The organism is Nesiotobacter zosterae (genome assembly GCF_033843645.1).
GTDB classification, from domain to species: Bacteria; Pseudomonadota; Alphaproteobacteria; order Rhizobiales; family Stappiaceae; genus Pseudovibrio; species Pseudovibrio zosterae.
In genome coordinates this window covers 159019-183179 of record NZ_JAWXVZ010000010.1, presented here as the reverse complement: position 1 = coordinate 183179, position 24161 = coordinate 159019, and the positions used below count along the sequence as shown (strand labels likewise).

19 protein-coding genes are annotated in these 24161 nt (G+C 57.5%); 15 read left to right on the top strand and 4 right to left on the bottom strand.

The window, feature by feature from the left end; all coding sequences use genetic code 11:
* Both Q3Y58_RS15735 and Q3Y58_RS15730 read right to left on the bottom strand, forming a co-directional pair.
* Positions 1 to 3009 (bottom strand): DNA translocase FtsK, encoded by a 3009-nt coding sequence (locus Q3Y58_RS15735; protein WP_319622880.1) that lies wholly within the window; start codon positions 3007 to 3009, stop codon positions 1 to 3.
* A 4-nt stretch (positions 3010 to 3013) separates the two neighbouring features.
* Positions 3014 to 4210, bottom strand: coding sequence for an aminotransferase class I/II-fold pyridoxal phosphate-dependent enzyme (locus tag Q3Y58_RS15730; protein WP_319622879.1), 1197 nt, complete (start codon positions 4208 to 4210; stop codon positions 3014 to 3016).
* 198 nt (positions 4211 to 4408) lie between these two features.
* Between Q3Y58_RS15730 and Q3Y58_RS15725 the strand changes: the two genes are divergently transcribed.
* Positions 4409 to 5395, top strand: coding sequence for a CorA family divalent cation transporter (locus tag Q3Y58_RS15725; protein ID WP_319622878.1), 987 nt, complete (start codon positions 4409 to 4411; stop codon positions 5393 to 5395).
* A gap of 28 nt (positions 5396 to 5423) precedes the next feature.
* On the opposite strand, the gene Q3Y58_RS15720 is transcribed toward Q3Y58_RS15725, so the two are convergent.
* Positions 5424 to 5690, bottom strand: a complete 267-nt coding sequence (locus Q3Y58_RS15720; protein WP_319622877.1) for a DUF1674 domain-containing protein — start codon at positions 5688 to 5690, stop codon at positions 5424 to 5426.
* A gap of 225 nt (positions 5691 to 5915) precedes the next feature.
* On the opposite strand from Q3Y58_RS15720, the gene htpX reads away from it, so the two are divergent.
* From htpX to Q3Y58_RS15680, 8 genes are all read left to right on the top strand, one after another.
* On the top strand, positions 5916 to 6896 hold the full coding sequence (gene htpX, locus Q3Y58_RS15715) for a zinc metalloprotease HtpX (RefSeq protein ID WP_319622876.1): 981 nt from the start codon (positions 5916 to 5918) through the stop codon (positions 6894 to 6896).
* Positions 6897 to 7114: 218 nt separating this feature from the next.
* Positions 7115 to 8536, top strand: coding sequence for a 16S rRNA (cytosine(967)-C(5))-methyltransferase RsmB (rsmB, locus tag Q3Y58_RS15710; RefSeq protein WP_319622875.1), 1422 nt, complete (start codon positions 7115 to 7117; stop codon positions 8534 to 8536).
* A gap of 128 nt (positions 8537 to 8664) precedes the next feature.
* The gene (locus Q3Y58_RS15705) at positions 8665 to 10383 is read left to right on the top strand and encodes a heparinase II/III family protein (RefSeq protein WP_274217594.1); all 1719 of its coding nucleotides are present in this window, start codon (positions 8665 to 8667) and stop codon (positions 10381 to 10383) included.
* Between the two features lie 149 nt (positions 10384 to 10532).
* Entirely contained in the window at positions 10533 to 12149 is a 1617-nt protein-coding gene (gene purH, locus Q3Y58_RS15700) for a bifunctional phosphoribosylaminoimidazolecarboxamide formyltransferase/IMP cyclohydrolase (RefSeq protein WP_319622874.1), read from the top strand.
* 267 nt (positions 12150 to 12416) lie between these two features.
* On the top strand, positions 12417 to 13826 hold the full coding sequence (locus Q3Y58_RS15695; protein ID WP_319622873.1) for an ArnT family glycosyltransferase: 1410 nt from the start codon (positions 12417 to 12419) through the stop codon (positions 13824 to 13826).
* 75 nt (positions 13827 to 13901) lie between these two features.
* Positions 13902 to 14405 (top strand): hypothetical protein, encoded by a 504-nt coding sequence (locus Q3Y58_RS15690; RefSeq protein ID WP_319622872.1) that lies wholly within the window; start codon positions 13902 to 13904, stop codon positions 14403 to 14405.
* Between the two features lie 591 nt (positions 14406 to 14996).
* Positions 14997 to 15440: a GNAT family N-acetyltransferase gene (locus Q3Y58_RS15685; protein ID WP_274217590.1), complete on the top strand. Its 444-nt coding sequence runs from the start codon at positions 14997 to 14999 to the stop codon at positions 15438 to 15440.
* A 579-nt stretch (positions 15441 to 16019) separates the two neighbouring features.
* Positions 16020 to 16304: a GIY-YIG nuclease family protein gene (locus Q3Y58_RS15680; protein WP_319622871.1), complete on the top strand. Its 285-nt coding sequence runs from the start codon at positions 16020 to 16022 to the stop codon at positions 16302 to 16304.
* A 497-nt stretch (positions 16305 to 16801) separates the two neighbouring features.
* On the opposite strand, the gene acnA is transcribed toward Q3Y58_RS15680, so the two are convergent.
* The gene (gene acnA, locus Q3Y58_RS15675) at positions 16802 to 19480 is read right to left on the bottom strand and encodes an aconitate hydratase AcnA (RefSeq protein ID WP_319622870.1); all 2679 of its coding nucleotides are present in this window, start codon (positions 19478 to 19480) and stop codon (positions 16802 to 16804) included.
* A 646-nt stretch (positions 19481 to 20126) separates the two neighbouring features.
* On the opposite strand from acnA, the gene ccmA reads away from it, so the two are divergent.
* The 6 genes from ccmA (at position 20127) to Q3Y58_RS15645 (ending at position 24034) form a co-directional block, all read left to right on the top strand.
* The gene (ccmA, locus tag Q3Y58_RS15670; RefSeq protein WP_413697835.1) at positions 20127 to 20810 is read left to right on the top strand and encodes a heme ABC exporter ATP-binding protein CcmA; all 684 of its coding nucleotides are present in this window, start codon (positions 20127 to 20129) and stop codon (positions 20808 to 20810) included.
* 8 nt (positions 20811 to 20818) lie between these two features.
* Positions 20819 to 21478: a heme exporter protein CcmB gene (ccmB, locus tag Q3Y58_RS15665; protein ID WP_274218290.1), complete on the top strand. Its 660-nt coding sequence runs from the start codon at positions 20819 to 20821 to the stop codon at positions 21476 to 21478.
* 119 nt (positions 21479 to 21597) lie between these two features.
* Positions 21598 to 22359 carry a heme ABC transporter permease gene (locus Q3Y58_RS15660; RefSeq protein ID WP_274217588.1) on the top strand — a complete coding sequence of 254 codons (762 nt, stop codon included), beginning with the start codon at positions 21598 to 21600 and terminating at the stop codon, positions 22357 to 22359.
* Between the two features lie 12 nt (positions 22360 to 22371).
* Entirely contained in the window at positions 22372 to 22554 is a 183-nt protein-coding gene (gene ccmD / locus Q3Y58_RS15655) for a heme exporter protein CcmD (RefSeq protein WP_274217587.1), read from the top strand.
* Between the two features lie 4 nt (positions 22555 to 22558).
* Positions 22559 to 23161 (top strand): DsbE family thiol:disulfide interchange protein, encoded by a 603-nt coding sequence (locus Q3Y58_RS15650; protein WP_319622868.1) that lies wholly within the window; start codon positions 22559 to 22561, stop codon positions 23159 to 23161.
* A gap of 129 nt (positions 23162 to 23290) precedes the next feature.
* Complete coding sequence (locus Q3Y58_RS15645) at positions 23291 to 24034, top strand: DUF1223 domain-containing protein (RefSeq protein WP_274217585.1); 744 nt, start codon at positions 23291 to 23293, stop codon at positions 24032 to 24034.
* The last annotated feature ends 127 nt before the right edge of the window (positions 24035 to 24161 follow it).

The following is a 24161-nucleotide window of genomic DNA, read 5'->3' as shown; positions in this document are numbered from 1 at the left end:
CTACATCATTTCGTTATCGTCCGTGCGCAGCAGGATTTCACGCTTGCCGGCATGGTTTGCAGGGCCAATGATGCCCTCTTGTTCCATGCGCTCAATCAGCGATGCTGCACGGTTGTAGCCGATGGACAGACGGCGCTGGATGTAGGAGGTGGAGGCCTTCTTGTCCCGCGCCACAATGGCCACGGCCTGATCAAACAGGTCGTTGCTGGCGTTACCGCTACCCGCAGTCAGGGAATCGTAGCTGCCGCCTTCGTCCTCTTCTTCGGTCACTTCCTCCAGATACTGAGGTGTGCCTTGTGCTTTTAGGTGGTTCACGATCTCTTCCACCTCATCGTCCGAAACGAATGGGCCGTGAACACGTTGAGTTTTGCCACCACCGGCCATGTAAAGCATGTCACCCATGCCAAGCAGCTGTTCCGCGCCCATTTCACCCAAGATCGTACGACTGTCGATCTTGGAGGTTACCTGGAAGGAGATACGGGTTGGGAAGTTTGCCTTGATGGTACCGGTGATCACGTCTACGGATGGGCGCTGTGTCGCCATGATCAGGTGGATGCCCGCCGCACGGGCCATCTGTGCCAGACGCTGGATCGCTCCTTCAATGTCCTTGCCCGCGACCATCATCAGGTCAGCCATTTCGTCGACCACTACGACGATGAATGGCATCTTCTCAAGCGGCAGTTCTTCTTCCTCGAAGATCGGCTCGCCCGTGTTGCGATCAAACCCGGTCTGAACGGTGCGGGTGAAGCGCTCGCCTTTCTTCATGGCCTGCTCAACACGGGTGTTGTAGCCATCGATGTTGCGAACGCCCATCTTGGACATCTTCTTGTAGCGGTCTTCCATTTCGCGGACCGTCCACTTCAACGCCACAACAGCCTTGTTCGGGTCTGTTACAACAGGCGTGAGAAGGTGCGGAATGCCGTCATAAATGGAAAGTTCGAGCATCTTCGGGTCGATCATGATCAGCTTGCACTGCTCTGGCGTCAGGCGATAGAGCAGGGACAGGATCATGGTGTTGATCGAAACGGATTTACCGGAGCCCGTTGTACCGGCCACCAGCAAGTGCGGCATGCGGGCAAGATCTGCAATAACGGCTTCACCGTTGATGGTCTTGCCCAGCGCCATGGCGAGTTTCGCCTTGGACTTTTCAAAGTCGTTGGCGGCAACCAATTCACGCAGGAACACGGTCTCGCGGCGCGCGTTTGGCAGCTCGATGCCGATGGCGTTTTTACCCGGTATCACCGCAACACGGGCAGAGATGGCGCTCATGGAGCGTGCGATATCGTCTGCAAGACCAATGACGCGGGACGACTTGATGCCCGGCGCAGGTTCCAGTTCGTACAGAGTGACCACTGGTCCTGGCCGTACTTCGATGATTTCTCCGCGTACGCCGAAGTCTTCCAGCACACCTTCCAGAATGCGGGCGTTTTGCTCAAGTGCATCCTGACTTATTTGCTGACGGCCGTTGACTGGCGGCTCAGTAAGCAGCATCAGCGGCGGCAGTTCATAGTCGTTCTGGGGTTGAGCTGGCAGTGGCAGGCGGCCTTGGGCTTCCTGCTGGACGCGTTTGCCCGGCACCGGTGCTGGTGCCGGTGGGATTACGCGGCCACCTTGTTGGTCTTCCGGTTGAGCCTGAGGAGCGTTTATGTCCATTGGCTCTGGAGGGCTGGCGATGCCGATTGGACGCAAAGGCGCAGCAGGTGTTGGAACCGGTGCTTGCAGTGGCTCTTCAAATGCCTGCTCATCAGCATCAAAGTCTTCACCTGAGGCGTCATGGAACGGATGATGCGACGGATCAGGATCTTCCCAGGGTGCACGCGGGGAAGGGCAATCGTGTTCGAAGTCGACCGGCGCGCCTTGCGGTGCTGCATGGCTTGCCGCGGGCTGCTCGTAGGATACTGCGCCACGCTCGTAAAACTCACGCAGGCCGTCGTCCTCTTCAGGCAGCAGCTTGGCTGCCAGTTTGCGGCGCAGGTTGGTGATCAGACCGCCCTTCTGCTGTTCTGGAGCAGGTTCTTCCTCATAATAGACAGGCTGTTCATCTGAGGCGGCGTAGTCTGCATGGTATGGCTGCTCATGGGGCTGCTGGTCGTAATGCGCCTGAGCATAGCCTTCGTGCTCGTAGGGCTGCTGATAGCCCTCGTGTTCGTAAACCTCTTCTGCATGCGCATACTCCGGCTCGATGGGAGCAGGGTGGGCGGCATAAACATTGGCCTGTGCAGGCTGCTGTTTCTTCTTGAAGAAGGTTCTCTGAACAGCGCTGGTTGCCATCAACTTCCAATGGGACAACGCACCGATGGCCGCGGACAACCGGCCGTCTTCGTTGTCATCCTCGTCTTCATCGAAGCTGTCGTAGTCGTCATAGTCGGCGTCTTGTGCATTGACCGGCAACTCGGCCTGCGGTTCGTGCAACGGCGAGCGGCCGATCCATCCTGCGGCATGGGCCATCATGACGAGCGCAGGCAGGCCAAGGCCCACCGTACCCACCAACATTTTTGCACCATCCGTCAGACCGTTGAAGAAAGTATCTGGAACCGAAAACAGCCAGTCGCCCAAGAAACCGCCCATGCCCGTAGGCAGCGGCCAGCCTTGGGCAACGGGCAGAGCCGCAAGAGCGCCGGAGAAAATCAGCGTGCCACACACCCAGGTCGCCAGTCGCTTTCGGTTGAGGCCTGAACGATGGTACCAGAAAATACGCCAGCCCCAGACCAGAACGGGAAACAGAACCACCGCTGTCGCCAGACCAATGGACTGCATCAAAACATCCGCCACAATGGCGCCGATGCCGCCAAGTGCATTGCGTACCGGCTCCGTGGTGGAGTGGCTGAGGCTTGGATCGCTCACCGACCAAGTTGCAAGTGCGGCAGCAAATGCAATCGCGACCGTGATTACAGCCAGTCCGGACAGGGAAACCATATTGCGTTTCAACATGCGCTTGAACGGGCTTTCGGTGTCCTCAAGCGAAATGTTGGTTTTGCGCGGGTGATGCATGGTTGAGGCTTGATGCATTCGCTTACTCCAGACAGGTCACGATGCGATTGAACGCTTCGCGGCTTGTGTCGAGGCTATCTACAAGGGCAAGGCGGATGTAGTCCGCGCCGGGATTGAAGCCCTCCGGCATGTCGGAGGCGATGTAAGCGCCTGGAAGCACTTTCACACCAGCTTCGCGCCACAGCTTTTCAGCGGTCGCAACACCGCCACCCCAACGGGACACATCGAGCCACAGGAAGAAACCGCCATCATTCATGACAGAGCCGAACAGGGGAGACAGGATCTCTTCAGCGGCTGCGTACTTCTCATTGTAGAGGCGGCGATTTTCAACGACGTGGTCTTCGTCCGCATAGGCTCTAACAGCCAAAGCTTGCGCGGGCAGGGGGACTTGCGGTGCCGCGATATTGCGGAAGTTGGCAAAAAACTGAATGAACTCCGGATCACCAGCGGCAAAGCCACAACGCAGGCCCGGCAAATTGGAGCGTTTTGAAAGCGAGTTGAAGCTGACCACGTGGCTGAGCGTTCCATCCATGGCGCTTGCAGCTTCCAGAACACCGGTTGGCGGCGTCTCGCGGTAGATTTCCGAGTAGCACTCATCGGCAAAGATGAGGAAATTGTGTTTACGCGCCAAGCCTATGAGCTGCTTCCAGTAGGTCATGGGAGCGACGGTGCCTTGCGGGTTTGCAGGCGAGGCAAAGTAGAACGCAATTGTTCGGTCAAGCAGTGCCGGGTCCAGTACATCGAGGTCTGGCAGAATGCCGGTGCCTTGTTCCGGCAGCAATATTTCTTCTGCGCCTGCCATGTGCGCACCCGCGCCATAGGATTGGTAGAACGGGTTTGGCAGCAGAACCGCAGGGGTCTCAACGTCTTTTTTCAGATAATCACGGGCGCTTACGCAGGCAAAAACCAAACCTTCGCGTGAGCCATTGAGTGGAATGACACTCTTGTCAGCATCAAATGCGGCGTCCAGCCCATAGCGGGCTTTCAGCCATGAGCCGATGGCAGCGCGGAACTCCGGCGTTCCGTGAATGGGCGGATACTTGCGAAAACCTGCTTTGTTTTCGACCAGTACGTCCATGAACAACGACGGCGGTTCGTGCTTGGGCTCGCCAATCGTCATTGTGATTGGCTCAAGCGCGGGCTCGATTCCCTCCAGCTGATCGCGCAGGCGTTGGAAGGGGTTGCCGCCCGAAATTGGTTTTTTCTGATTGTTGGACACCGGATTTCTCGTCCTACTACTCTTTTGAAACTAGCTTAGAGCCGATTTCTAAAGATTTTTGGTAAATCTGACCTTAACCATATTGTCGATCCAGTATCTTCCAGTTGCAATTTCCCGCGGATTTAAGGGAATTTTGGTCTTAACTTGGCAATTTGCGAGGCGAAAACGGTGAGGGCGCTAAGCAGGAAAGGGCCTTGAATGGAGCGGGTTAGATCACGAGAGCAGACTGTCTTTGCGTTTGAAATCAGTGCCGATGGAGTTCTCCACGAAACCGCAGTGGAAGATGTGATTGATGCTCATCTTGGTGCGTCCAAAGGCGTGCATTGGTTACATGTCAAGCAAGAGGGCAATTCAGCAGAGGCGCTCCTGAACCAGTTGCCTTTGGATGCGGATCTCATTGAAAGCCTGAAATCCGCAGATGCGCTCCCAAGGTGCACCATTTTCGCTCAAGGCGTCTTGTTGAATCTTTTTGTATTCAAAGAACTTGATCAGTCATTTCTCCCCGATCTGGCGGTCCTTCGCATGTGGGTGAGCGAGCGGCTGGTGGTCTCTGTGTGTGATGACAAGTCCGGTATCATCCCCGCTTTGGGTGAGGAGGTAAAACGGGGTTTGCGCCTGCACAACGCGGCAGAACTGGTCTCCTTCATCGCCCTCAGTCTGGCCGATCGGGCAGAGCCACTTTTTGAAGCCTTGTCGGACCGAATTGAAAACATGGAGGATCTTGTGCTCCTGAAGGCCTTGCAGCCCTGGGAGACAGAACTGGCTCACATACGCCGGACGGCAACAATGATCCGACGCAGTCTTTTCACGCAGCGTGATGCCATTCGTGGCTTTGAGATTGAGAACATGGCCTTGATGAGCAGGGCGGCCCAGGTGCGTTTGAGAGAGGCGGCAGACCGCATTACTCGAATCGCTGAAGAAATGGATGCAATTCGGGAGCGAGCCGAAATCGTCCACGATCAGGTCATGTTCAACAGAGCCGAACAAACCAACCGATATATGCTCATGCTTGCAGTTGTTGCGGCAGTGTTTCTGCCGCTTTCGCTTATCACGGGTCTTTTGGGTATCAATGTTGGAGGTATTCCGGGCGCTCACAGTCCCTACGGCTTTGTCGTGGTGTGCCTTCTCCTGCTCGCCGTGGTGGCGCTACAAATTTACATTGTGCGCCGCCTCAAAATACTCTGATTGGCATCCAAAACCGCGGGCAGAGTAGCTAGAAGTCGCTGGTAATGCCTTTGACTTCCCAGTCTTGGTAGCGCGCAGGGTCCAAGCCTCCACGTCCGTCCACCTCAGCTGGTCGATTTGTGGTGACGGCATCGATTTCTGCTCGGCGGGCTTCGGCTTCTTTCAGCGCGCGCTGGGCAGCAGGCGGCAAATCCTCAAAACGCTTGCGCTTTGGGGCTTCCTCCACTTCTGAGGGCGCTGCAATCTCAGTGGTGGAGTAGTTCAGTTTGGAGCCTGTGTCGTTATGTCCAGTCATTACCAAAGCCTTCCCGCTTCTCTCAATTTTGCTGGTCCGGGTCTTGTTGGTGAGATCAATTCTGCCTAAGTGACTTATATCCGTCAAAATTTTAGGTAGTCTGCTTCGTGGCAACTTTTAAATGGTATACCCACCTTTATTTGTCGAGCGAAGCACCATCACAAATCTCAGACGACGGGAAAAACGCCCGTTGGTCATAGTCCTAAGAGAGGGTCTTTAGTCATCATGAACTACTTCCGAACAGCCATGCTGCTCGCTGCCATGACGGCTTTGTTCATGTTCGTTGGCTTTTTGATCGGCGGTACGGGCGGCATGATGATCGCGCTCCTGTTTGCCGGCGCGATGAACCTTTTCAGCTACTGGAACTCGGACAAGATGGTGCTGCGCATGCACCACGCGCAGCAAGTAGATGAGCGCCAAGCGCCGGAACTGGTTGGCATGGTGCGCACCATGGCGCAGCGGGCGAACATGCCCATGCCCAAAGTTTATGTGATCAACAACCCGCAACCAAATGCTTTTGCAACGGGGCGCAATCCTGAAAACGCAGCAGTGGCTGCGACCACGGGCCTCCTCAATACTCTCAGCAAAGAAGAAGTCGCCGGCGTGATGGCCCACGAGTTGGCGCACATTAAAAACCACGACACGCTAATCATGACCATTACCGCGACCATTGCTGGTGCGGTTTCCATGTTGGCGAACTTTGCGTTCTTTTTTGGCGGCTCTCGTGACAACAACAATCCGCTGGGTTTTGTCGGCGCGATCTTGATGATGATCCTCGCGCCGCTGGCAGCCAGCCTCGTGCAAATGGCAATATCCAGAACGCGAGAGTATTCTGCCGATAAGATGGGTGCGCAGATTTGCGGCAATCCGCTCTGGTTGGCGTCTGCTCTGAACAAGATTGCAGGTGGCGCCGCTCGCATTCCAAATCCGGATGCGGAACACAACCCGGCAACCGCGCATATGTTCATTATTAATCCCCTCTCCGGTGAGCGGATGGATAATCTGTTCTCAACACATCCGAACACGGAGAACCGCATTGCAGCTTTGCGTAACATGGCCTCTGAGGCCGGCATGACGGCATCAGGGTTTGCGTCGCAACAACAGGCGTCACGGCCAAACACTGGTCCTTCTGTACCGCCTTCCAATGCTCCCAAGGGGCCATGGGGCGGGGAGCAACCCAAACGGCCTAAAGGGCCGTGGGGTTAAACCCACCCTCCGCAAGTGGCATTTGCAGGCGCTCTCCAACAGAGCGCCTTTTGGATTCTTGAAGCGAGTTTGAAGACAAGCCAGTCAAACAGCCATTTCCTTATGGCCGGTTTTGTGTCATTAGGCACACCACCGTTATGACAAGTAGATGAATTTGAAGGGCTTGGCCTTTCTATCGGGGCCAGTTCGCGGCCCCAATCAGTAGGATTTTGGCGTCGATGAGCGCAGACAACAACACAACACAGGCCGCCGCACGTAAGGCTTCTGGCAAGAAGCGTGGCAAACCTGCCGCCAAAGGCGCAAAAGTACCTGCTGTGCAGCCGGGCACCGAGCCAGGCTATGCCGCACGCAAGGCTGCCACGGATCTTCTAGGCAAGATCATGTTCAAGCGCATGCCCCTCGATGGTGAACTGGATTTGCGCAATGGCCATCCGGGCTACAAGCGGCTTGAGCCCAATGATAGGTCTTTGGTGCGCGCAATTCTTGGAACCGCGTTGCGCCGCCGCGGTCAGATCCAAGGTGTTCTGGATGCGCTTCTGGAACGTCCGATACCGGAGAAGACAGGCCGCGTTCTTGATATTCTCCATGTTGCGCTGGCTCAAATTCTGTTCATGTCCATTCCAGATCACGCTGCGGTTTCGCTAGCTGTGTCGCTTGCCGGACGAGATGGCCGCGCCAAGCCCTATAAAGGCTTGGTGAATGCCGTATTGCGGCGTGCAACTCGGGAAGGCAGTGCCCTTCTTGAAGAGCAGAGCGCACCCGGGATCAACGCGCCAGACTGGATGTACAAACGATGGATTGAGGTATTCGGCGAAGAAACTGCTGCAGCGATTGCGGAAGCGCATCTGCTGGAGCCTTATGTCGATTTCTCGATCAAGGACGATGTGGCCAAGTGGCAGGAGCAACTGGGCGGTGAGTTGAGCTGCGGCAAGTCCGTACGTCTGGTGCCTGAAGGGGCAATCGATGTGCTCCCCGGTTTTGATGAGGGGGCATGGTGGGTTCAAGATTCGGCTGCAGCTGTTCCTGCGCGCCTTCTGGGCGATGTTGCTGGTCTTCGCGTGGCGGATCTGTGTGCTGCGCCGGGCGGCAAGACAATGCAGCTGGCGGCAGCAGGCGCCCATGTCACCGCTGTTGATGTGTCTGCGCGTCGCCTTGAACGCCTTTCTGACAATATGGCTCGCATGGGTTTTGAAGTTGAGACAGTCGCCTGTGACCTTCGAAACTACGAGCCAGATCAACAATTTGATGCCATTTTGCTGGATGCGCCGTGCAGTGCCACGGGCACCATCCGCCGTCATCCTGATGTTGCATGGCTGAAGCGGGAAGATGACGTCTCAAAGCTCGCAGACTTGCAGTACGAGCTGCTTACCAAAGCTGCGCACTGGCTGAAACCCGGTGGTTTGCTTGTCTACTGCACATGTTCGTTAGAGCAAGAAGAAGGTGAGCTTCAAATTCAGCGATTCCTCTTGGAATCCCCAGAGTTCTCCAGAGAAACCGTTGATGCAGAGGCATTTGCGCTTCCTGCCGCAACCGTCAACTCTCAGGGAGACTTCAGAGCTTTGCCCTGCCACAATCCGCAGAAAACGGCGAGATTGAGTGGCATGGATGGCTTCTTTGCGGCGCGGCTGCGCAAGTCCTGAGCTTACTGCGTCTTTTTGATCACACGCGGTGGCAATTCGCAATGATATGGTTAACGAGTTTTAAAGGCCTTTCAAGGCAATCCTGTGTCTCGTGGTTGAGACAGGCATGAAGGAGGCCTATAGCGGGTATGGCGTTGGGCGCGGTGTCTGAACAGGCGCTTCTTTGGCGTTTGATGGCGCAAAACATGGTGCAAGCAGCGGTTAGGGCCCTGCGTGGCGGTTCTGTCATGCGGTTTGGTTCCTTGCGCCACACACCATCGCGTCTGCTGATTGCCCCGCAAGATCTGCGTACAACCGATGCCACAAACGCGGCTGATATCTACGCCGGTCGGTTCCTGTTCTCCGGACACCTGGTGGAAACTGGAGGCGAATCTCCTTTTGAAATTCCAGCGCCGAGCGTTGAATGGGCAAGGGCCCTGCATGGTTTTTCCTGGTTGCGCCACCTGCGCGCTGCGGAAACTGCGATGGCGCAGAAGAACGCCCGAGCGTTGGTCGAAGATTGGATCAAGGCATGCGGGCGCGGCGATCCCGTGGGCTGGCGGCAGGAAGTCATAGCTCGGCGCATCTTGAGCTGGATGGCCCAATCTCCCTTGTTGCTTCAAGGATGTGAAGCGGACTTTTATCGTAAGTTCATGCGCTCTCTTGGCAAGCAGGTCCGATATCTGCGCCGCACCGCCGGTGAAGCGCCTGATGGGGTGCCCCGTCTGACCGTTGCCATGGCAGTGGCTTGTGCCTCGGTTTCCATAGAAGGGCAAGAGCGCCATATCCGCAAAGCGCTGAAGCGGCTTGATATGGAGCTGCAGCGCCAGATCTTGCCAGATGGCGGACATGTCTCTCGCCATCCCGGCGCAGTACTTGACATTTTGGTGGACCTTTTGCCGATCCGGCAGGCGCTGGTCATGCAAGGCCAATCGGCCTCTCCTGCCATGATGGAAGCCATTGATCGAATGATGCCGATCATCCGTTTCTTCAGGCATGGCGATGGCTCTTTCGCGCACTTCAATGGCATGGGCTCCACGCCGGGCGACGTGGTCGCAACCGTGCTGGCTTATGATGATGCCCGCGGGGCGCCCTCGCCAAGTGCGCCTTACTCCGGGTATCAACGTCTCTCGGCAGCGGACAGCCTGGTCATAATGGATGCGGGCGCACCGCCCCCGATCCAGTTCAGCGGTCAGGCCCATGCCGGAACGCTGTCTTTCGAATTTTCCTCGCACCGCAACCGAATTGTGGTGAACTGTGGTGTGTCTCAACGTGACCGCATTGAATGGCGTGCGGTGGCGCGCTCCACAGCGGCGCATTCGACTGCTTCTGTGGGCGAGACCTCGTCCAGCCGGTTTCTGAACAACCCCCGTTACGAACGCTATCTCGGCACGCCGATCGTGTCTGGGCCGCGTTCGGTTAGCGTGGAACGCTACGATGATGAGCTGGCTGAACGCGTAATTGCCAGCCATGATGGCTATGCTGCTCGCTTTCACCTGATACATGAACGGGATTTGACGCTTTCTCGTGATGGTACTGTTCTTGACGGTGTTGATCGGTTTCAAAAAACCGGCGAACCCGGCGAAAATGACCACTACACCCTCCGCTTTCATCTGCACCCTACTGTGAAGTGCTCCATGCTGACCTCTGGCCAGGCGATTATTCTGCAGTGCCCGGACGGTGAAGCTTGGGAGTTCATGGCCGAAGATGGCGCCGTGGAGTTGGAAGAGTCCATTTATCTTTCGGATGTGTTTGGACACCGCCGGACAAATCAGATTGTGATTTACGGCCGCGCCAGCGAACGGCCGAACGTAACATGGATGTTTCGCCGTGTTGCCGCTGCGAAAGGGCGGCGTAAATCGAACTAACTTTACCCGGCTTAGCAATAGCAACGATGTTTCCTTTCATTTCGTGTGCCGGAAAAAATCCATCCTCAGCCTTTATAATCCGTAGAAACCGTGGTACGGCGACGCCATCTTCGATGTGTAACCCTGCAAATACGTAAGGCTTGATGCTCATGGCTGTCCTGTCAAAAGGCATACCTGTTCCTGAAATGGTTCCGGTAAAGCGTGCTCTGTTGTCTGTTACCGACAAAACTGGATTGATTGCGTTTGCAAAAGCGCTGGTAGATCGCGGTGTTGAACTCGTCTCCACGGGTGGCACGCGCAAGGCCATTGAAGAGGCTGGTCTTGCAGTGAAGGATATCTCTGAAGTGACGGGCTTTCCTGAGATCATGGATGGTCGGGTGAAAACGCTTCATCCAAAAGTGCACGGCGGCTTGCTGTCCATCAGAGATGATGCGGACCATGTGGCGGCCATGGCGGATCACGGGATTACGGGCATCGACCTGCTCTGCGTGAACCTGTACCCGTTTGAGGAGACCGTTGCGTCTGGCGCCGATTACGCCAATGGCGTTGAGAACATTGATATTGGTGGCCCGGCCATGACGCGTGCCGCAGCCAAGAACCAGGCCTATGTGACGACACTTGTCGACCCGGCTGACTACGATGCCGTGATTGAAGCGCTTGATGCCAATGGCGGCCAATCGCCAATTGCACTGCGCAAGAAGTTGGCGCAAAAAGCCTTTGCCCGCACTGCGGCCTATGATGCGGCGGTGTCCAACTGGATGGCCGCGCAGATTGGTGAGAGTGCGCCGGACTATCGTGCCGTTGGCGGCAAGTTGAATGAAGTCATGCGCTACGGCGAGAACCCGCATCAAGCCGCTGGTTTTTACCTGACAGGCGAGAAGCGCCCCGGTGTGGCGACTGCCCGCCAAGTGCAGGGAAAGCAGCTTTCTTACAACAACATCAATGACACGGATGCTGCCTTTGAGCTGGTTTCCGAGTTTGATCCGGCCCGCACCGCTGCGGTGGCCATCATCAAGCACGCCAACCCTTGTGGTGTCGCCGAAGCGGCCACGCTGAAAGACGCTTATGAAAAGGCGCTTGCCTGTGACCCGGTGTCTGCTTTTGGCGGCATTGTTGCCTTGAATGGCACTCTGGACGCAGATGCCGCAGCAGAGATTACCAAGATCTTCACCGAGGTGATCATTGCGCCAGATGCGACTGAAGAAGCCATGGCGATTGTTGCCAAAAAGAAGAACCTGCGTCTTCTGCTCACCGGTGGCCTTTCCGACCCGCGCGAAGAGGGCGTGTTCGTGAAAAGCGTGTCTGGCGGTCTGCTGGTGCAAAGCCGTGACAACGGCGTGGTGGATGACCTTGACCTGAAAGTGGTGACCAAGCGCCAGCCGAGCGCGCAGGAGCTTGCAGACCTGAAGATGGCGTTTCGTGTTGGCAAGCATGTGAAGTCCAATGCAATTGTCTATGTGAAAGACGGGGCGACCGTTGGCATTGGCGCGGGCCAAATGAGCCGTGTGGACAGTGCCCGCATCGCCGCCCGCAAAGCGGAAGATGCCGCTGAAGCAGCGGGGCATTCCGAGCCTTTGACCAGGGGGTGCGTTGTCGCCTCTGACGCATTTTTCCCGTTTGCCGACGGTCTGCTTTCTGCTGCTGAGGCAGGAGCAACTGCGGTGATCCAACCGGGTGGCTCGATGCGTGACGACGAGGTGATCAAGGCGGCAGATGAGGCGGGGCTTGCCATGGTCTTTACCGGGATGCGCCACTTCCGCCACTAAGGATCCCTGATCAACTTTAAAGCTCTCAGAACCCGCAGCAAACGCTGCGGGTTTTTTTATTTCCGACATGAACTATGTTTAGTTTAATTAAAATTCTAAACTAGTTCATGGGCCTGTTTCAGCGTGAAGAGTGTTTGACGTGCCCTGTGACCGAGCAGACAAGGCAATCATTTGCTCTCCCAAAATACCGCACTCGAACTGACCGGGAATAACTCCGCCTGCAGGGTCAGGGCATGGAACCACTTCATTTCACATTGGTTCCCCGTTTTGCTTTGTGTCTATTTTGCCCTTCAAGTCGCCATTCGGCTTTTGAGTTCCGCCAATCTTGGGCTGGACGAGGCGGAACAGATCATCGCGGCGCAAAGCCTTGAGTGGGGGTATGGCCCGCAGCCGCCGCTTTATTCCTGGCTTGTGGTTGCCTTTTTCTCAGTCTTTGGCAAGAGCCTGTTTGCTCTGTCGCTTCTCAAGAACGCAACCCTGCTGCTTGGGTACCTTGGGGTGTGGTTCACGGCAAAACGCATGGGTGGCAAGACCTTCGCCGCGCTTGCGACGGCCTCGATTATTTTCCTTCCTCAAATATCATGGGAAGCGCAGCGTGCCTTGTCCCACTCCGTGCTGTTGTTTGCTGCCGCCTCGTGGACGGTGTACGTGATGCTGCTCTGCATTGATAAACCAACTTTGCTGCGCGCTGCCGCCTTGGGCGGGGTGGTGGCAATTGGGGCGCTTGCCAAGTTCAACTACTTCTTCCTCCTGGCAGCGGTGCTGATCGGGTGTTTGGCGCAGCCCGCGGGGCGGCGTTTGCTCTTCTCCCGCTATGCTGTGATTTCCATTGGGGTTGCCGCCGTGCTGCTGTTCATGCCAGCGCTTTGGATGGTACAAAATCAGGACCTTCTGTTCTCCCGCGTGCACAAGTTTGGCATTCACCGCGTTGAAGAGCCTTGGTATGCGGGGCCTTTCTCCCTTTTGCGGGCATCCATCAGCTTCATTGCTGTGTCACTAGCGGTCTATCTGCCCTTCCTGTTCTTGCGCAGGTCAGAGGATAAGGCCCCAAAGGCCGATGTGAACAAGTCCGCCTGTCAATTTCTCCTGGCGACCTTGCTTGCCGCTATCACCGTGATCTTTCTGGCGATGGTGATGAGTGGGACCACTGTTGTTAAGGACCGGTGGCTGCAGCCAACGCTGTTTGTGTTTCCTGTCATTTTGGCGGGGTGGGCGTGGCCGCGCATGACGCCAAACCGGCTGGCCTATGTGTTCGGCATTGCCGGGGCGTGTACGCTGGCAATAATGATCGCGATGCCGATCAACATGAACCGGGACAGCACCAAACGCCCCAGCGCGCACAAGATCCCATCCTCTGCCATTGCAGAGCGGGTGAACGCAAATGGCGCAGCCGTTGTGCTTGGGGAACCCAAGGAGTTTGTGGGGGCGGTGGGGTACCATCTTGAAGATGTGACCATCACCAGCCATGAGTATGCTGCGCTGCGCATTCCGTTCAACCGGCCGGTGATGCTGATCTGGCGCCACCCGCGCGACACCGAAGCCCCGGACAAGCTGAAGCGGCTTTATGAGCGCCTCTATGGTGAACCGCTCTCCCCAACAACGGCAACCAAGGTGGAACTGCCCTATGAGGGGCGTTCGGGTGCAACATTCACCTATTACGAACTGTTGGTGGAGTGAAACGTCCACCAGCCTGCCTAACGCTTTGGGAAGGTGTTGCTGTTAGACTAGCGCGTCTTGAGGCAGAGGGAATTAATGAGCGCCATGATGGGTGAGGATGCACCGGGCCGGGCAAAGCGGACACTGAAGGATCTGCTGCTCGCGCTGATTAACGCGACGCTGGTGCTGGTGATCCTGGCCGCGCTGGCGGTTGGGTGGGCCATTTACGCGGTGATGGATGTGACCGAAACGGCCGCAACGCGCACGGCGTCTGCCGTGGTTTCTGCCAGCGGCATCAAGCCTGCCGAGTGGCAAGCGGAGCTGCGCCGCCTCAATGATGAGCTGACGGCGCTTCGCCGGTCTGCGAACACGAACCCTGAGCTGAACGCCAAACTGACCCGCATTTCCAACCAGCTTGGCAGCATAGAGCAATCCTTGCGCACCTTGAGCGAGCCGGAAAAGCTCATCGAGGGGGATGTGGTCGACCGGGCGCTGCTGATGCTACAGCAGCGGCTGCACCAGTTCCGCCAGCAGGTGAGGGGCGATACCCCGGCCCCTGGCACTCCGCAAAGCGAGGCGCTGGGCGTTTCTGCCGACTGAGGCAAGCCCGCACCCCATCAAGCACTTTTGGCACCGCCGAGGCCCCCTCGCGGTGTATGGCGTCTGGAAGGAACCCGCCGGATGACGGGATGGCAAGGCGGGCAGGCTTTGCCTGCGCATTGTTGTGTTTGAGTCTTCGGCAAAGGCACAGCCGCCTTGCCCGGACACTTTATCATGAAAGGCACTGGCCCCCAGTTGAACAGACGCGAAAGGCAGTTGCCTGCCACCGCTGAACGCCCTTCACTGCGGACAAACCCCCCAGGATCATGCGGTCTCCCCTGGGTTACCTTCCACCGGACCTCCTGGAAAGATGCGTTACCTCTTCCAGCAGCCCCGCCCAGCCCACTTCGCGCCAGTGGACGGTCCACCGGCGGCCCGTTCAAGTGGGCATGGGTTCAAAATTAGAGGCGTCAGGACCAAGGGGAATAAGTTTTTCAAAGGGAAGGGGCCAGTCTATAAGCCGGAGGGGGAGGCGTCCAGCCGCACTGCACCTTCTGATTGTGATCCCTTTGGTTCAGTTGGGGGGCACCCTGTTTTGGTTTATCCTGACAACGGTCAGAGTGACGCAGCGTTTGCACCGGAGGGTTACCCATGTCAGTTCCAATTCACCGCAAGGCAACCGAAGCCGATTTGCCCGTCCTGCTCACCCTGGAAGAGCGCTACATGGCGGAGCTGGAACCCCAGCACTATGAGCATTGGAAAGCGGCGGAAGCTGCCAAGAAAAAGATGCTGGCGGACCATTTGCCCCAGACCCACGTGTCCGTGCTCGCCGATCAGGTGGTGGGGTTTTGCAGTTGGGGCCTGGTGCGAGAGGAGCCCAAGATCTTGCATCTTTATGTGATGCAGGACTTCCGCCGCTATGGCATTGCCGCCCAGCTTCTGGCGCTGGCCGAAGAGCAGGTGAAGCGCGCGGGCTTCAACCGGTGCAGCTACGCACCCATCAGCACCCACCCGGCACGCACGTTTCTGGAACAAGGCGGCTACAAGCTGGTGCGCGAGGACGGCGAGCGCCTGCACCTTTTGAAAACGTGGTAGTGGCAGAAGAGCATGGTTACGGCGGGTTTCCTGCGGATTGTGTGGCCGCGTTTTAGCGAGAGGCGCAAGTTTCTCCTTGTCATTCTGGATCCCGCATCAAGTGCGGGATGACGCTTGAGGGGAGGTGAGGGTGTTGGGGTTCCAAGGCGTTACTGATGTTGGGCGCGGGTATTGGGTCTCACGGGCGTTTTGGCGATGATGCAGAGGCTGCTTGTTGCGCAATGGCAGGACTGCTGGTCTTGCATCACCTCACCGCGCAACGTTCAAGTAACTTCAGGGCCTCTCCATTACCTCTCACTGTCATCCCGGCCCCCGAGCCGGGATCCAACGGGCGGTGCTACGTACTTGGGGGGCAGGCATGAAGCAAAGGCTTTCCCGTGGTGCTCTGGATCCCGCATCAAGTGCGGGATGACGGCTTTAATGTAGCGCAGGGCTGTGAGCCGATGAGACCCGCGGTCTTCTCCATTACCCCCAGCGTCATCCCGGCCTCCGAGCCTGGATCCAGCGGAAGCGGCCTATCATTTTAGACTGGCAATTTCATGTTGTTGTCGCCCCGTGGTGAAGGCCGCAGACTGAGGCATGGCGTATTTTGTATACATGACAGCCAGCAGACGGCACGGGACGCTCTATACGGGCGTGACCAACGACTTGGCCCGGCGCGTTTACGAGCACCGTGAGAAAATGGCGATGTCCTTTACGGCGCGCTATGGCGTGGCACAGCTGGTCTACTATGAGGAATACGAGCGGATTGTTGATGCAATTGCTCGTGAGAAAAAGCTGAAGCGTTGGAAGCGGGCATGGAAGGTGGAGTTGATCGAGGGATTTAATCCGGCTTGGAGAGATTTGTACCAAGAGTTGGCATGACGGGAATGGAAAGGCGTGCTGGCTTGGCTCTGGATCCCGCATCAAGTGCGGGATGACGCCAGCGGGGAGGTGAGGGTGTTGGGATTCCAAGGTGCTGCAGTTTAGAGGCGCTGGTTCTGGTTTCGTATGCGTTTTGGAGAGGTGCTTTCATTTTCTGAGAGTTGCCAAGGCTACCCTTCTTCCAACACCTCACTGCGCAACGTTCATGAGACCCACCGTCCTCTCTATTACCTCCCAGCGTCATCCCGGCCCCCGAGCCGGGATCCAGCGGAAGGTGCAACGCGTTCGGTCGGTCGGGCGCGGGGGATGGCTTTCCCGTGGTGTTCTGGATCCCGCATCAAGTACGGGATGACAGCTTTGATAAAGCGCAAGGCCGCGAGAGGTGCTGGGCTCTGAGTTGACATTAGGGTGTTGGTTGGCCCTGAGGGATGAGGTGCCAACAAAAAACGGGCCCGTGGAGAGGGCCCGTTCTTGATCCGAAGTCTTTCTAGAAAGTCTTAGCTGGAAACGAGGTTGCGGAGCACGTAGTGCAGGATGCCGCCAGCCTTGATGTATTCCAGTTCGTCTTCCGTATCGATGCGGCAGAGCACTTCGATGGTCTTTTTCTCGCCACTGGCGTATTCCACCTCGATGTTCACCATCTGACGCGGTTTCAGGTCGGCAACGCCATGGATGCTGACTTTCTCTGTGCCTTCGATGCCGTGGGACTGCCAGCTTTCGCCTTCCTTGAAGGTGAACGGCAGAACGCCCATGCCCACCAGGTTGGAGCGGTGGATGCGCTCGAAGCTTTGCGCGATCACGGCACGCACGCCAAGCAGCTTGGTGCCCTTGGCCGCCCAGTCACGGGAGGAGCCGGTGCCGTACTCCTTGCCCGCAAACACCACAAGCGGGGTGCCTGCTGCCTTGTAGTCCATGCAGGCGTCGTAGATCCATTCCTGCTTGCCGTCCTTCATGGTGACGCCGCCTTCAACGCCCGGCACCATCTGGTTCTTGATGCGGATGTTGGCAAAGGTGCCGCGCATCATGACCTCGTGGTTGCCACGGCGGGAGCCGTAGGAGTTGAAGTCCTTCACCGCGACCTGATGCTCCGAGAGGTAGGTGCCTGCCGGGCTGTTGGCCTTGATGGCCCCGGCCGGAGAGATATGGTCGGTGGTAATGGAATCGAGGAACAGACCCATGACCGCCGCGTTCTCGATGTCTTCGAGCGGCTTGGGGTCCATGGTCATGTCTTCGAAGTAGGGCGGGTTTTGAACGTAGGTGGACCCTGCGGGCCAGCCGTAGGTCATGCCGCCTTCAACCTTGATGGCCTGCCAGTGCTCATCGCCCTTGAACACGTCGCCGTAGCGCTGTTCAAACATTTCCTCGTTGATGGAGGTGCGGATGAGATCTGCAATTTCCTGCGTGGAAGGCCAGAGATCCTTCAGGTAGACCGGGTTGCCGTCCTGATCCGTGCCGAGCGGGTCCTTGGTGATGTCGATGTTCAGCGAGCCGGCAATGGCGTAGGCCACAACCAGTGGCGGGGAAGCCAGATAGTTGGCGCGCACGTCCGGGTTCACGCGGCCTTCGAAGTTGCGGTTGCCGGACAGGACGGAACAGGCCACAAGGTCGTTGTCGTTGATGGACTTGGAGATCTCTTCGGGCAGCGGGCCGGAGTTACCAATGCAGGTGGTGCAGCCATAGCCGGTGAGGTTGAAGCCCAGTGCATCCAGATCTGCCTGCACACCCGCCTTTTCCAAGTAGTCGGTGACCACTTGAGAGCCGGGGGCAAGGGAGGTCTTGACCCATGGTTTCACGGTGAGTCCCTTTTCGCGGGCCTTGCGAGCCACCAGACCCGCACCGATGAGCACTGACGGGTTGGAGGTGTTGGTGCATGAGGTGATGGCGGCAATGACCACGTCGCCGTTGCCGAGGTCGTGGTCGCGGCCTTCAACGGCTACCCGCTTGAACTCCTCGCCTGCCTTGTTGAACTCACTGGCCATGGTCTTGGCGAAGCCGCTGGAGGCGTCTTCCAGCGAGATGCGGTCCTGCGGGCGCTTTGGCCCGGCAAGGGAAGGCACAACGGTGGAGATGTCCAGCTCCAGCGTGTCGGTGAAGACCGGTTCTGGCGCGCTGGAATCGCGGAACATGCCTTGCGCCTTGGCGTAGGCCTCGACCAGTGCGATGCGGTCCTTGGCGCGGCCGGTGGCCTCAAGGTACTTCAGGGTGTCGGTGTCGACGGGGAAGAAGCCGCAGGTCGCGCCGTACTCTGGTGCCATGTTGGCGATGGTGGCAGCGTCTTCCAGCGACAGGTTGTCGAGACCGGGGCCATAGAACTCCACGAACTTGCCGACAACGCCCTTCTTGCGCAGCATTTCAACCACGGTGAGCACAAGGTCGGTGGCGGTGATGCCTTCGTTCAGCTTTCCGGTGAGCTTGAAGCCAACCACTTCCGGGATGAGCATGGAGATGGGCTGGCCAAGCATGGCGGCCTCCGCCTCGATGCCGCCCACGCCCCAGCCCAGAACAGCCAGGCCGTTGACCATGGTGGTGTGGGAGTCGGTGCCCACCAGGGTGTCTGGGTAGGCGATGGTTTCACCGTTTTCTTCCTTGGTCCAGACGGTCTGGGCCAGATACTCAAGGTTCACCTGGTGACAGATGCCGGTGCCAGGTGGCACGGCGCGGAAGTTGTCAAACGCGGACTGGCCCCAGCGCAGGAACTCGTAGCGCTCCTTGTTGCGCTCGTATTCCTTCTCCACGTTGAGTGCGAAGGCGGAGGCGGTGCCGAAGTAGTCCACCATCACGGAGTGGTCGATGACCAGATCCACGGGGACTTGCGGGTTCACTTTCTTCGGGTCGCCGCCGAGCTTGACCGCCGCATCGCGCATGGCCGCAAGGTCCACAACGGCGGGCACGCCGGTGAAGTCCTGCATGAGAACGCGTGCCGGACGGTAGGCGATTTCGTGGGTGGAGGTGCGGGAGACCAGCCACTGTGCCACTGCGGTGATGTCTTCCTTGGTTACCGTGCGACCGTCTTCAAAACGCAGCAGGTTTTCAAGCACCACCTTCAAGGAGAAGGGAAGCTTGGAAACACCCTCAAGGCCGTTCTTTTCAGCATCGGGAATGGAGAAGTAGGTGTAGCTCTTGTCGCCGACCGTCAGGGTCTTCTTGGCGCCAAAGCTGTCCAGGGATGTGGTCATTGCGAGCGATCTCCTTTTGGTTTGACAGTCTGGCGCATGGGTGTGCCCGACTGCGGAGCGGGTCTCTCTGGATCACCTTTGAAAAGGTGTTTTTGATATGCCCCTTTGCGGAGCGTTTTATTGAACCCCTCCGTGACGCGCTTTTGCAGTGGCGGCCCGAGAGAGGCGAAAAATCAGTTGTTGTCCCTATAGCGTTTTTTCGCAGTTCGTGCCAGATCCGCGACGTTGGGTGATGATGTCATCCCATCGGACAGCGGGGGTATTCGGCACAGGTTTTGCCAATAAAAACAGAGGGTCACCGCCTTCTCAATATTATATACATATGTATACAATAATTTCCAAGAGGGGATTGGCGATATTTTTTGTAAGCGCGGGCATCCTGAGAAAAGCGATGAGATGGGCGCGTTCATCTCCGGGGTATCACGTAACAGGATCAACCGCGTGCGCCAGTCCTTGAGGGTGCGGCTAAGCAATAAGTCTGGAAACCGCCGCAAAGACGCGTGTTTTCCGGAGAAGCCTCTGGAAATTTGCCGGTGTGGAGTGGTATTCCACTGGGCACGGGCCAACCCACCGTGCCCGCCCGCATGGCATTTAGGACAGACCAAACGTGGCAGCTGAAACCAACACCACTTCGACGCAACCGGGCTTGCGGATCGAGTGCCGGGCGCTTTCGTGCGATCGCGGCGGACGTGAGGTGTTCCACGGCCTGTCCTTTGCGGTTGGAGCTGGGGAAGCGCTGTTGGTGAAGGGGCCAAACGGCGTTGGCAAGTCCACTCTGCTGCGGGTGCTGGCCGGATTGGTGGTGAAATCCGGCGGTGAAATTTCGCTGGAGGGCGGGGAAGCGGAACGGCCATTTGCAGAACACTTGCATTACTTCGGCCATTTGGACGGGCTGAAGCCTGCCCTGACAACCCTCGACAATCTCTCTTTCTGGAAGACGTTTTGCGACCCGGTTCAAGGGCGTTGCGGCATGGACCCGCTCGAGGCGCTGGGCGTGCTTGGCATTGAGCATACGGCGTCGCTGCCTGCCGGTTTCTTGAGCGCGGGCCAAAAGCGCCGTCTGGCTTTGGCGCGGCTTTTGGTGGTGTGGCGTCCGATCTGGCTGCTTGATGAACCCAGCTCGGCGCTGGACAAGGCATCGGAACAAACGCTCCATGACCTGATCGAAGCGCATCTGGAAGCAGGCGGCATTGTAATTGCGGCGACGCACCTGCCGTTGAAGCTGAAGCGGGTGCAGGAGTTGCTGATGGAACCCGTCACCGCCGACGCGGCTGAAACCGAAGCTTATGCAGAAGGCGTAGTGTTCGGCGACGAAGAGGGATGGGGCTGATGAGCTGGATGGCTGCACTCTTCCTGCGGGACTTCAAACTGGCCGTGCGTGTGGGCGGGGGCGCGCTGATTGGTGTTCTGTTCTTTCTTGCCGTTGTCACCGTGTTTCCGTTTGGCGTTGGGCCGGATCTCACGCTGTTGGCGCGCATTGGCTCGGCGGTGCTGTGGATTGGCGCGTTGCTTTCGACGCTGCTCGGCCTTGACCGGTTGTTCCAGGCGGACCGCGAAGACGGCACGCTGGACCTTTATCTGCTGGCCGGTCGCCCCATGGAGCTGGTGGTGCTGGTGAAGTGTGCGGCTCACTGGGCGGCAACCGGCTTGCCGTTGGTCATTGCAACGCCGCTGTTTGCGCTGTTTCTCAATCTGGAGCCAATGGCCATCGCCGCTGTCACCTTGACGCTGGTCATCGGTACGCCCGCCTTGACGCTGATCGGGGCAGTGGGAGCCGGGGTGACGGTGTCGCTGCGCCGGGGCGGGGTGCTGCTTGCCATTCTGGTGGTGCCCTTGTCCATTCCCGTGCTTATCTTCGGGGTGAGCGCAGCCACTGCGGTGTTGTCCGCAACGGCCCCATTTCTGACGCCGTTCTTGTATTTAAGTGCCATCAGCCTTGTAGCGCTGGTGGTTGGTCCGGTCTCTGCCGCAGCGGCGCTGCGCTATGCGAGTGATTAGAGGGGGAAGGCTGGGCACGCCCTGCCATAATGCGACAATTTCGCGCAATCGCATCTTGGTGGGAACGGCGGTCGATCTATCTTATTGATGGTCGCGGCGTCCCAGTTTAGAAGAGTTTCATGAATTTCTACGATCTGGCAAACCCAACTTTCTTTTTGAACCTCGTGCGGCGTGTGCTGCCGTGGCTCGTGGGGATTACTTTGATCTTGTTTGCGGTGGGGCTGTATCTGTCCTTTGCCGCGCCGCAGGATTACCAGCAGGGCAACACGGTTCGGATCATGTTCATCCATGTGCCGTCCGCGTGGCTGGGCATGTTTTGCTATGCGATGATGGCCATGTCCTCCATTGGTTCGCTGGTTTGGCGTCATCCGCTGGCGGATGTTTCTGCCAAGGCCGCGGCGCCCCTTGGGGCCTGCTTTACCTTTCTGGCGTTGTTCACCGGTGCTGTGTGGGGTCAGCCCATGTGGGGCACATGGTGGGTTTGGGACGCGCGCCTGACCTCTTTCCTTGTGCTTTTCATCATGTATCTGGGCATCATTGCGCTCTGGAAGACCATGGACGACCCCAACAAGGCGGCACGCCCAATCGCGATCCTGACTTTGGTGGGCGCTTTGAACCTGCCCATCATCAAGTTCTCCGTGGACTGGTGGAACACCCTGCACCAGCCAGCGAGCGTGTTCCGCATGGATGGTCCGACCATCCACCCGTCCTTGTTGACGCCGCTCATGGTCATGGCGCTGGCGTTTACGTTCTTCTTCATCATGATGCACCTGATGTCCATGCGAAATGAAATCTACCGTCGCCGTATTCGTGCCATGCGTATGCGTGCTGCAGCTGCTCCAAGTGCGCGCGCCACTGTCGCGTCCGCCAAGAACGCGTGAGGAGAGGTGATCATGGAAAGCTTCCTTCCGGACCTTGGTCGACACGCTGGTTTTGTGATTGCAGCCTATGTGGTGGCAACACTGGTGATCGGCGGCATTGTTTTGTTCGTTCGCGCTGATCAGAAGAAGCAGGAAAAAGATCTGCAAGAGCTGGAGGCCATGGGCCTGCGCCGCAGATCACAGAAGAAGGGGTGAAGCTGTGAGCGATAACTCGGAGATCGAAAAGCCAGAACCCCGGCGTTGGTCGCCGTTTGTGCTGTTGCCAATTGTGGTGTTTGGAGCGCTGGCTCTGCTGTTTTTCTATCAACTTGTATCCGGCAATGATCCGCAAAAGCTGCCTTCGGCTCTGATCGACAAACCAGCACCCGAGTTTGTGTTAGGCCCGGTTGAAGGACTTATGAAGGACGGCAAACCCATGCCAGGCTTTGCCCATGAAGACCTTCTTGGTCAGGTTTCCGTGGTGAACGTGTTTGCTTCCTGGTGTGCGCCGTGCCGAGCTGAACACCCATACCTGATGGAGCTTTCCAAGGATGATCGCTTCCAGATTGCGGGTTTGAACTACAAGGACACAGACCCGAAGGCCGTGCGCTTCCTGACCGACCTGGGAAATCCTTATGACCGGGTGGGCGTAGACAGTGGCCGTGTCGGTATCGACTGGGGGGTGTATGGCGTGCCGGAAACCTTCATTGTCGATCGGGAAGGGCAGATCCGCTACAAGTTTGTGGGTCCGCTGGACGCGCGCAGTTTCAAAGAAGTCTTCTTGCCAGAACTTGAAAAAATCCTCTCAGAAAACGCCGGTTAAAGGCAGTCTGTAGCGTGCAGACCAGTCGCGTGTGCGGTCTCACCGTCTTGTGACTGTCACTTTAACTGGGATGTCTATAGGTTGCTATTCCGACGCAATGGCAAGGATTCTGGCACTGACATGATGTTGATGGTGAAACGCATACTGGTTTTGGGCGCGGTCTTCGCAGGGATTTCCATCGCACCCGCAGTGCATGCTGCTGAAGCGCAGAAGCCAAAAGCCATTGTGGAGCTGTTCACCAGCCAGGGTTGTTCCTCCTGCCCGCCAGCAGATGACATTTTGTCGGAGCTTGCCGATAAAGACGGCATTCTGGCACTGGCGTTTCATGTGGACTACTGGGACTACCTTGGGTGGGCGGACACATTTGGCTCTGCTGACAACACCAAGCGTCAGAAGATGTATGCGGAAGCCAATGGTGAGCGGAGCATCTACACGCCGCAAATGGTCGTGAACGGGCACCGTTCTTTCGTTGGCAGTGATCGCGCCAGCATCAAGAAAGCGCTGGAACGGCATGTGAGTTTGCCGCTGTCTGTGGAGACCTCTGTTCATGACAACATGTTTGAGGTCAGCGTCGATGGCGCTGTGCCCGGCCCCAAACTGATGGCGAGCGTATATCTGGTCAAGGTGAGCGACCGCGCCACCGTTAGTATCCGGCGCGGTGAGAATGCTGGGTCCAAGCGCGAATATCGCAATGTCGTTCGGGGGATCATGCCGATCGGCGTTTGGGATGGGGGGCCGGAGACCTACAAGTTGCCGCTATCTGAAGTGGGTGGCAACGGTGTTGAGCGTATCGTGGTGCTGGTCCAGAAGATGGTGAACGGTAACCCCTCTGACATCCTTGGAGTGGCGACGACTGCGCAGGTCAGCTTCTGAGGATTTCCCGCTGATAACCTATGGCTAAGTTCCTATCGATGTTTGGTTAGGTTTGATATACCTGCCAAACCTGTTAGGCATGCGCGTGATTGCGAACGGTGGCGCACTCACCAAACTATCAGATGGG

What these genes read in the sequence shown, in the direction of transcription:
- Q3Y58_RS15690 (WP_319622872.1), top strand. Translation starts at nt 13,902, where the DNA reads ATGAGCGCCATGATGGGTGAGGATGCACCGGGCCGGGCAAAGCGGACA.
- Q3Y58_RS15705 (WP_274217594.1), top strand. Translation starts at nt 8,665, where the DNA reads ATGGCGTTGGGCGCGGTGTCTGAACAGGCGCTTCTTTGGCGTTTGATG.
- ccmD (WP_274217587.1), top strand. Translation starts at nt 22,372, where the DNA reads ATGGAAAGCTTCCTTCCGGACCTTGGTCGACACGCTGGTTTTGTGATT.
- Q3Y58_RS15685 (WP_274217590.1), top strand. Translation starts at nt 14,997, where the DNA reads ATGTCAGTTCCAATTCACCGCAAGGCAACCGAAGCCGATTTGCCCGTC.
- acnA (WP_319622870.1), bottom strand. Translation starts at nt 19,480, where the DNA reads ATGACCACATCCCTGGACAGCTTTGGCGCCAAGAAGACCCTGACGGTC.
- Q3Y58_RS15645 (WP_274217585.1), top strand. Translation starts at nt 23,291, where the DNA reads ATGGTGAAACGCATACTGGTTTTGGGCGCGGTCTTCGCAGGGATTTCC.
- ccmB (WP_274218290.1), top strand. Translation starts at nt 20,819, where the DNA reads ATGGCTGCACTCTTCCTGCGGGACTTCAAACTGGCCGTGCGTGTGGGC.
- rsmB (WP_319622875.1), top strand. Translation starts at nt 7,115, where the DNA reads ATGAGCGCAGACAACAACACAACACAGGCCGCCGCACGTAAGGCTTCT.
- purH (WP_319622874.1), top strand. Translation starts at nt 10,533, where the DNA reads ATGGCTGTCCTGTCAAAAGGCATACCTGTTCCTGAAATGGTTCCGGTA.
- Q3Y58_RS15725 (WP_319622878.1), top strand. Translation starts at nt 4,409, where the DNA reads ATGGAGCGGGTTAGATCACGAGAGCAGACTGTCTTTGCGTTTGAAATC.
- Q3Y58_RS15720 (WP_319622877.1), bottom strand. Translation starts at nt 5,690, where the DNA reads ATGACTGGACATAACGACACAGGCTCCAAACTGAACTACTCCACCACT.
- htpX (WP_319622876.1), top strand. Translation starts at nt 5,916, where the DNA reads ATGAACTACTTCCGAACAGCCATGCTGCTCGCTGCCATGACGGCTTTG.
- Q3Y58_RS15680 (WP_319622871.1), top strand. Translation starts at nt 16,020, where the DNA reads ATGGCGTATTTTGTATACATGACAGCCAGCAGACGGCACGGGACGCTC.
- Q3Y58_RS15735 (WP_319622880.1), bottom strand. Translation starts at nt 3,009, where the DNA reads ATGCATCAAGCCTCAACCATGCATCACCCGCGCAAAACCAACATTTCG.
- Q3Y58_RS15660 (WP_274217588.1), top strand. Translation starts at nt 21,598, where the DNA reads ATGAATTTCTACGATCTGGCAAACCCAACTTTCTTTTTGAACCTCGTG.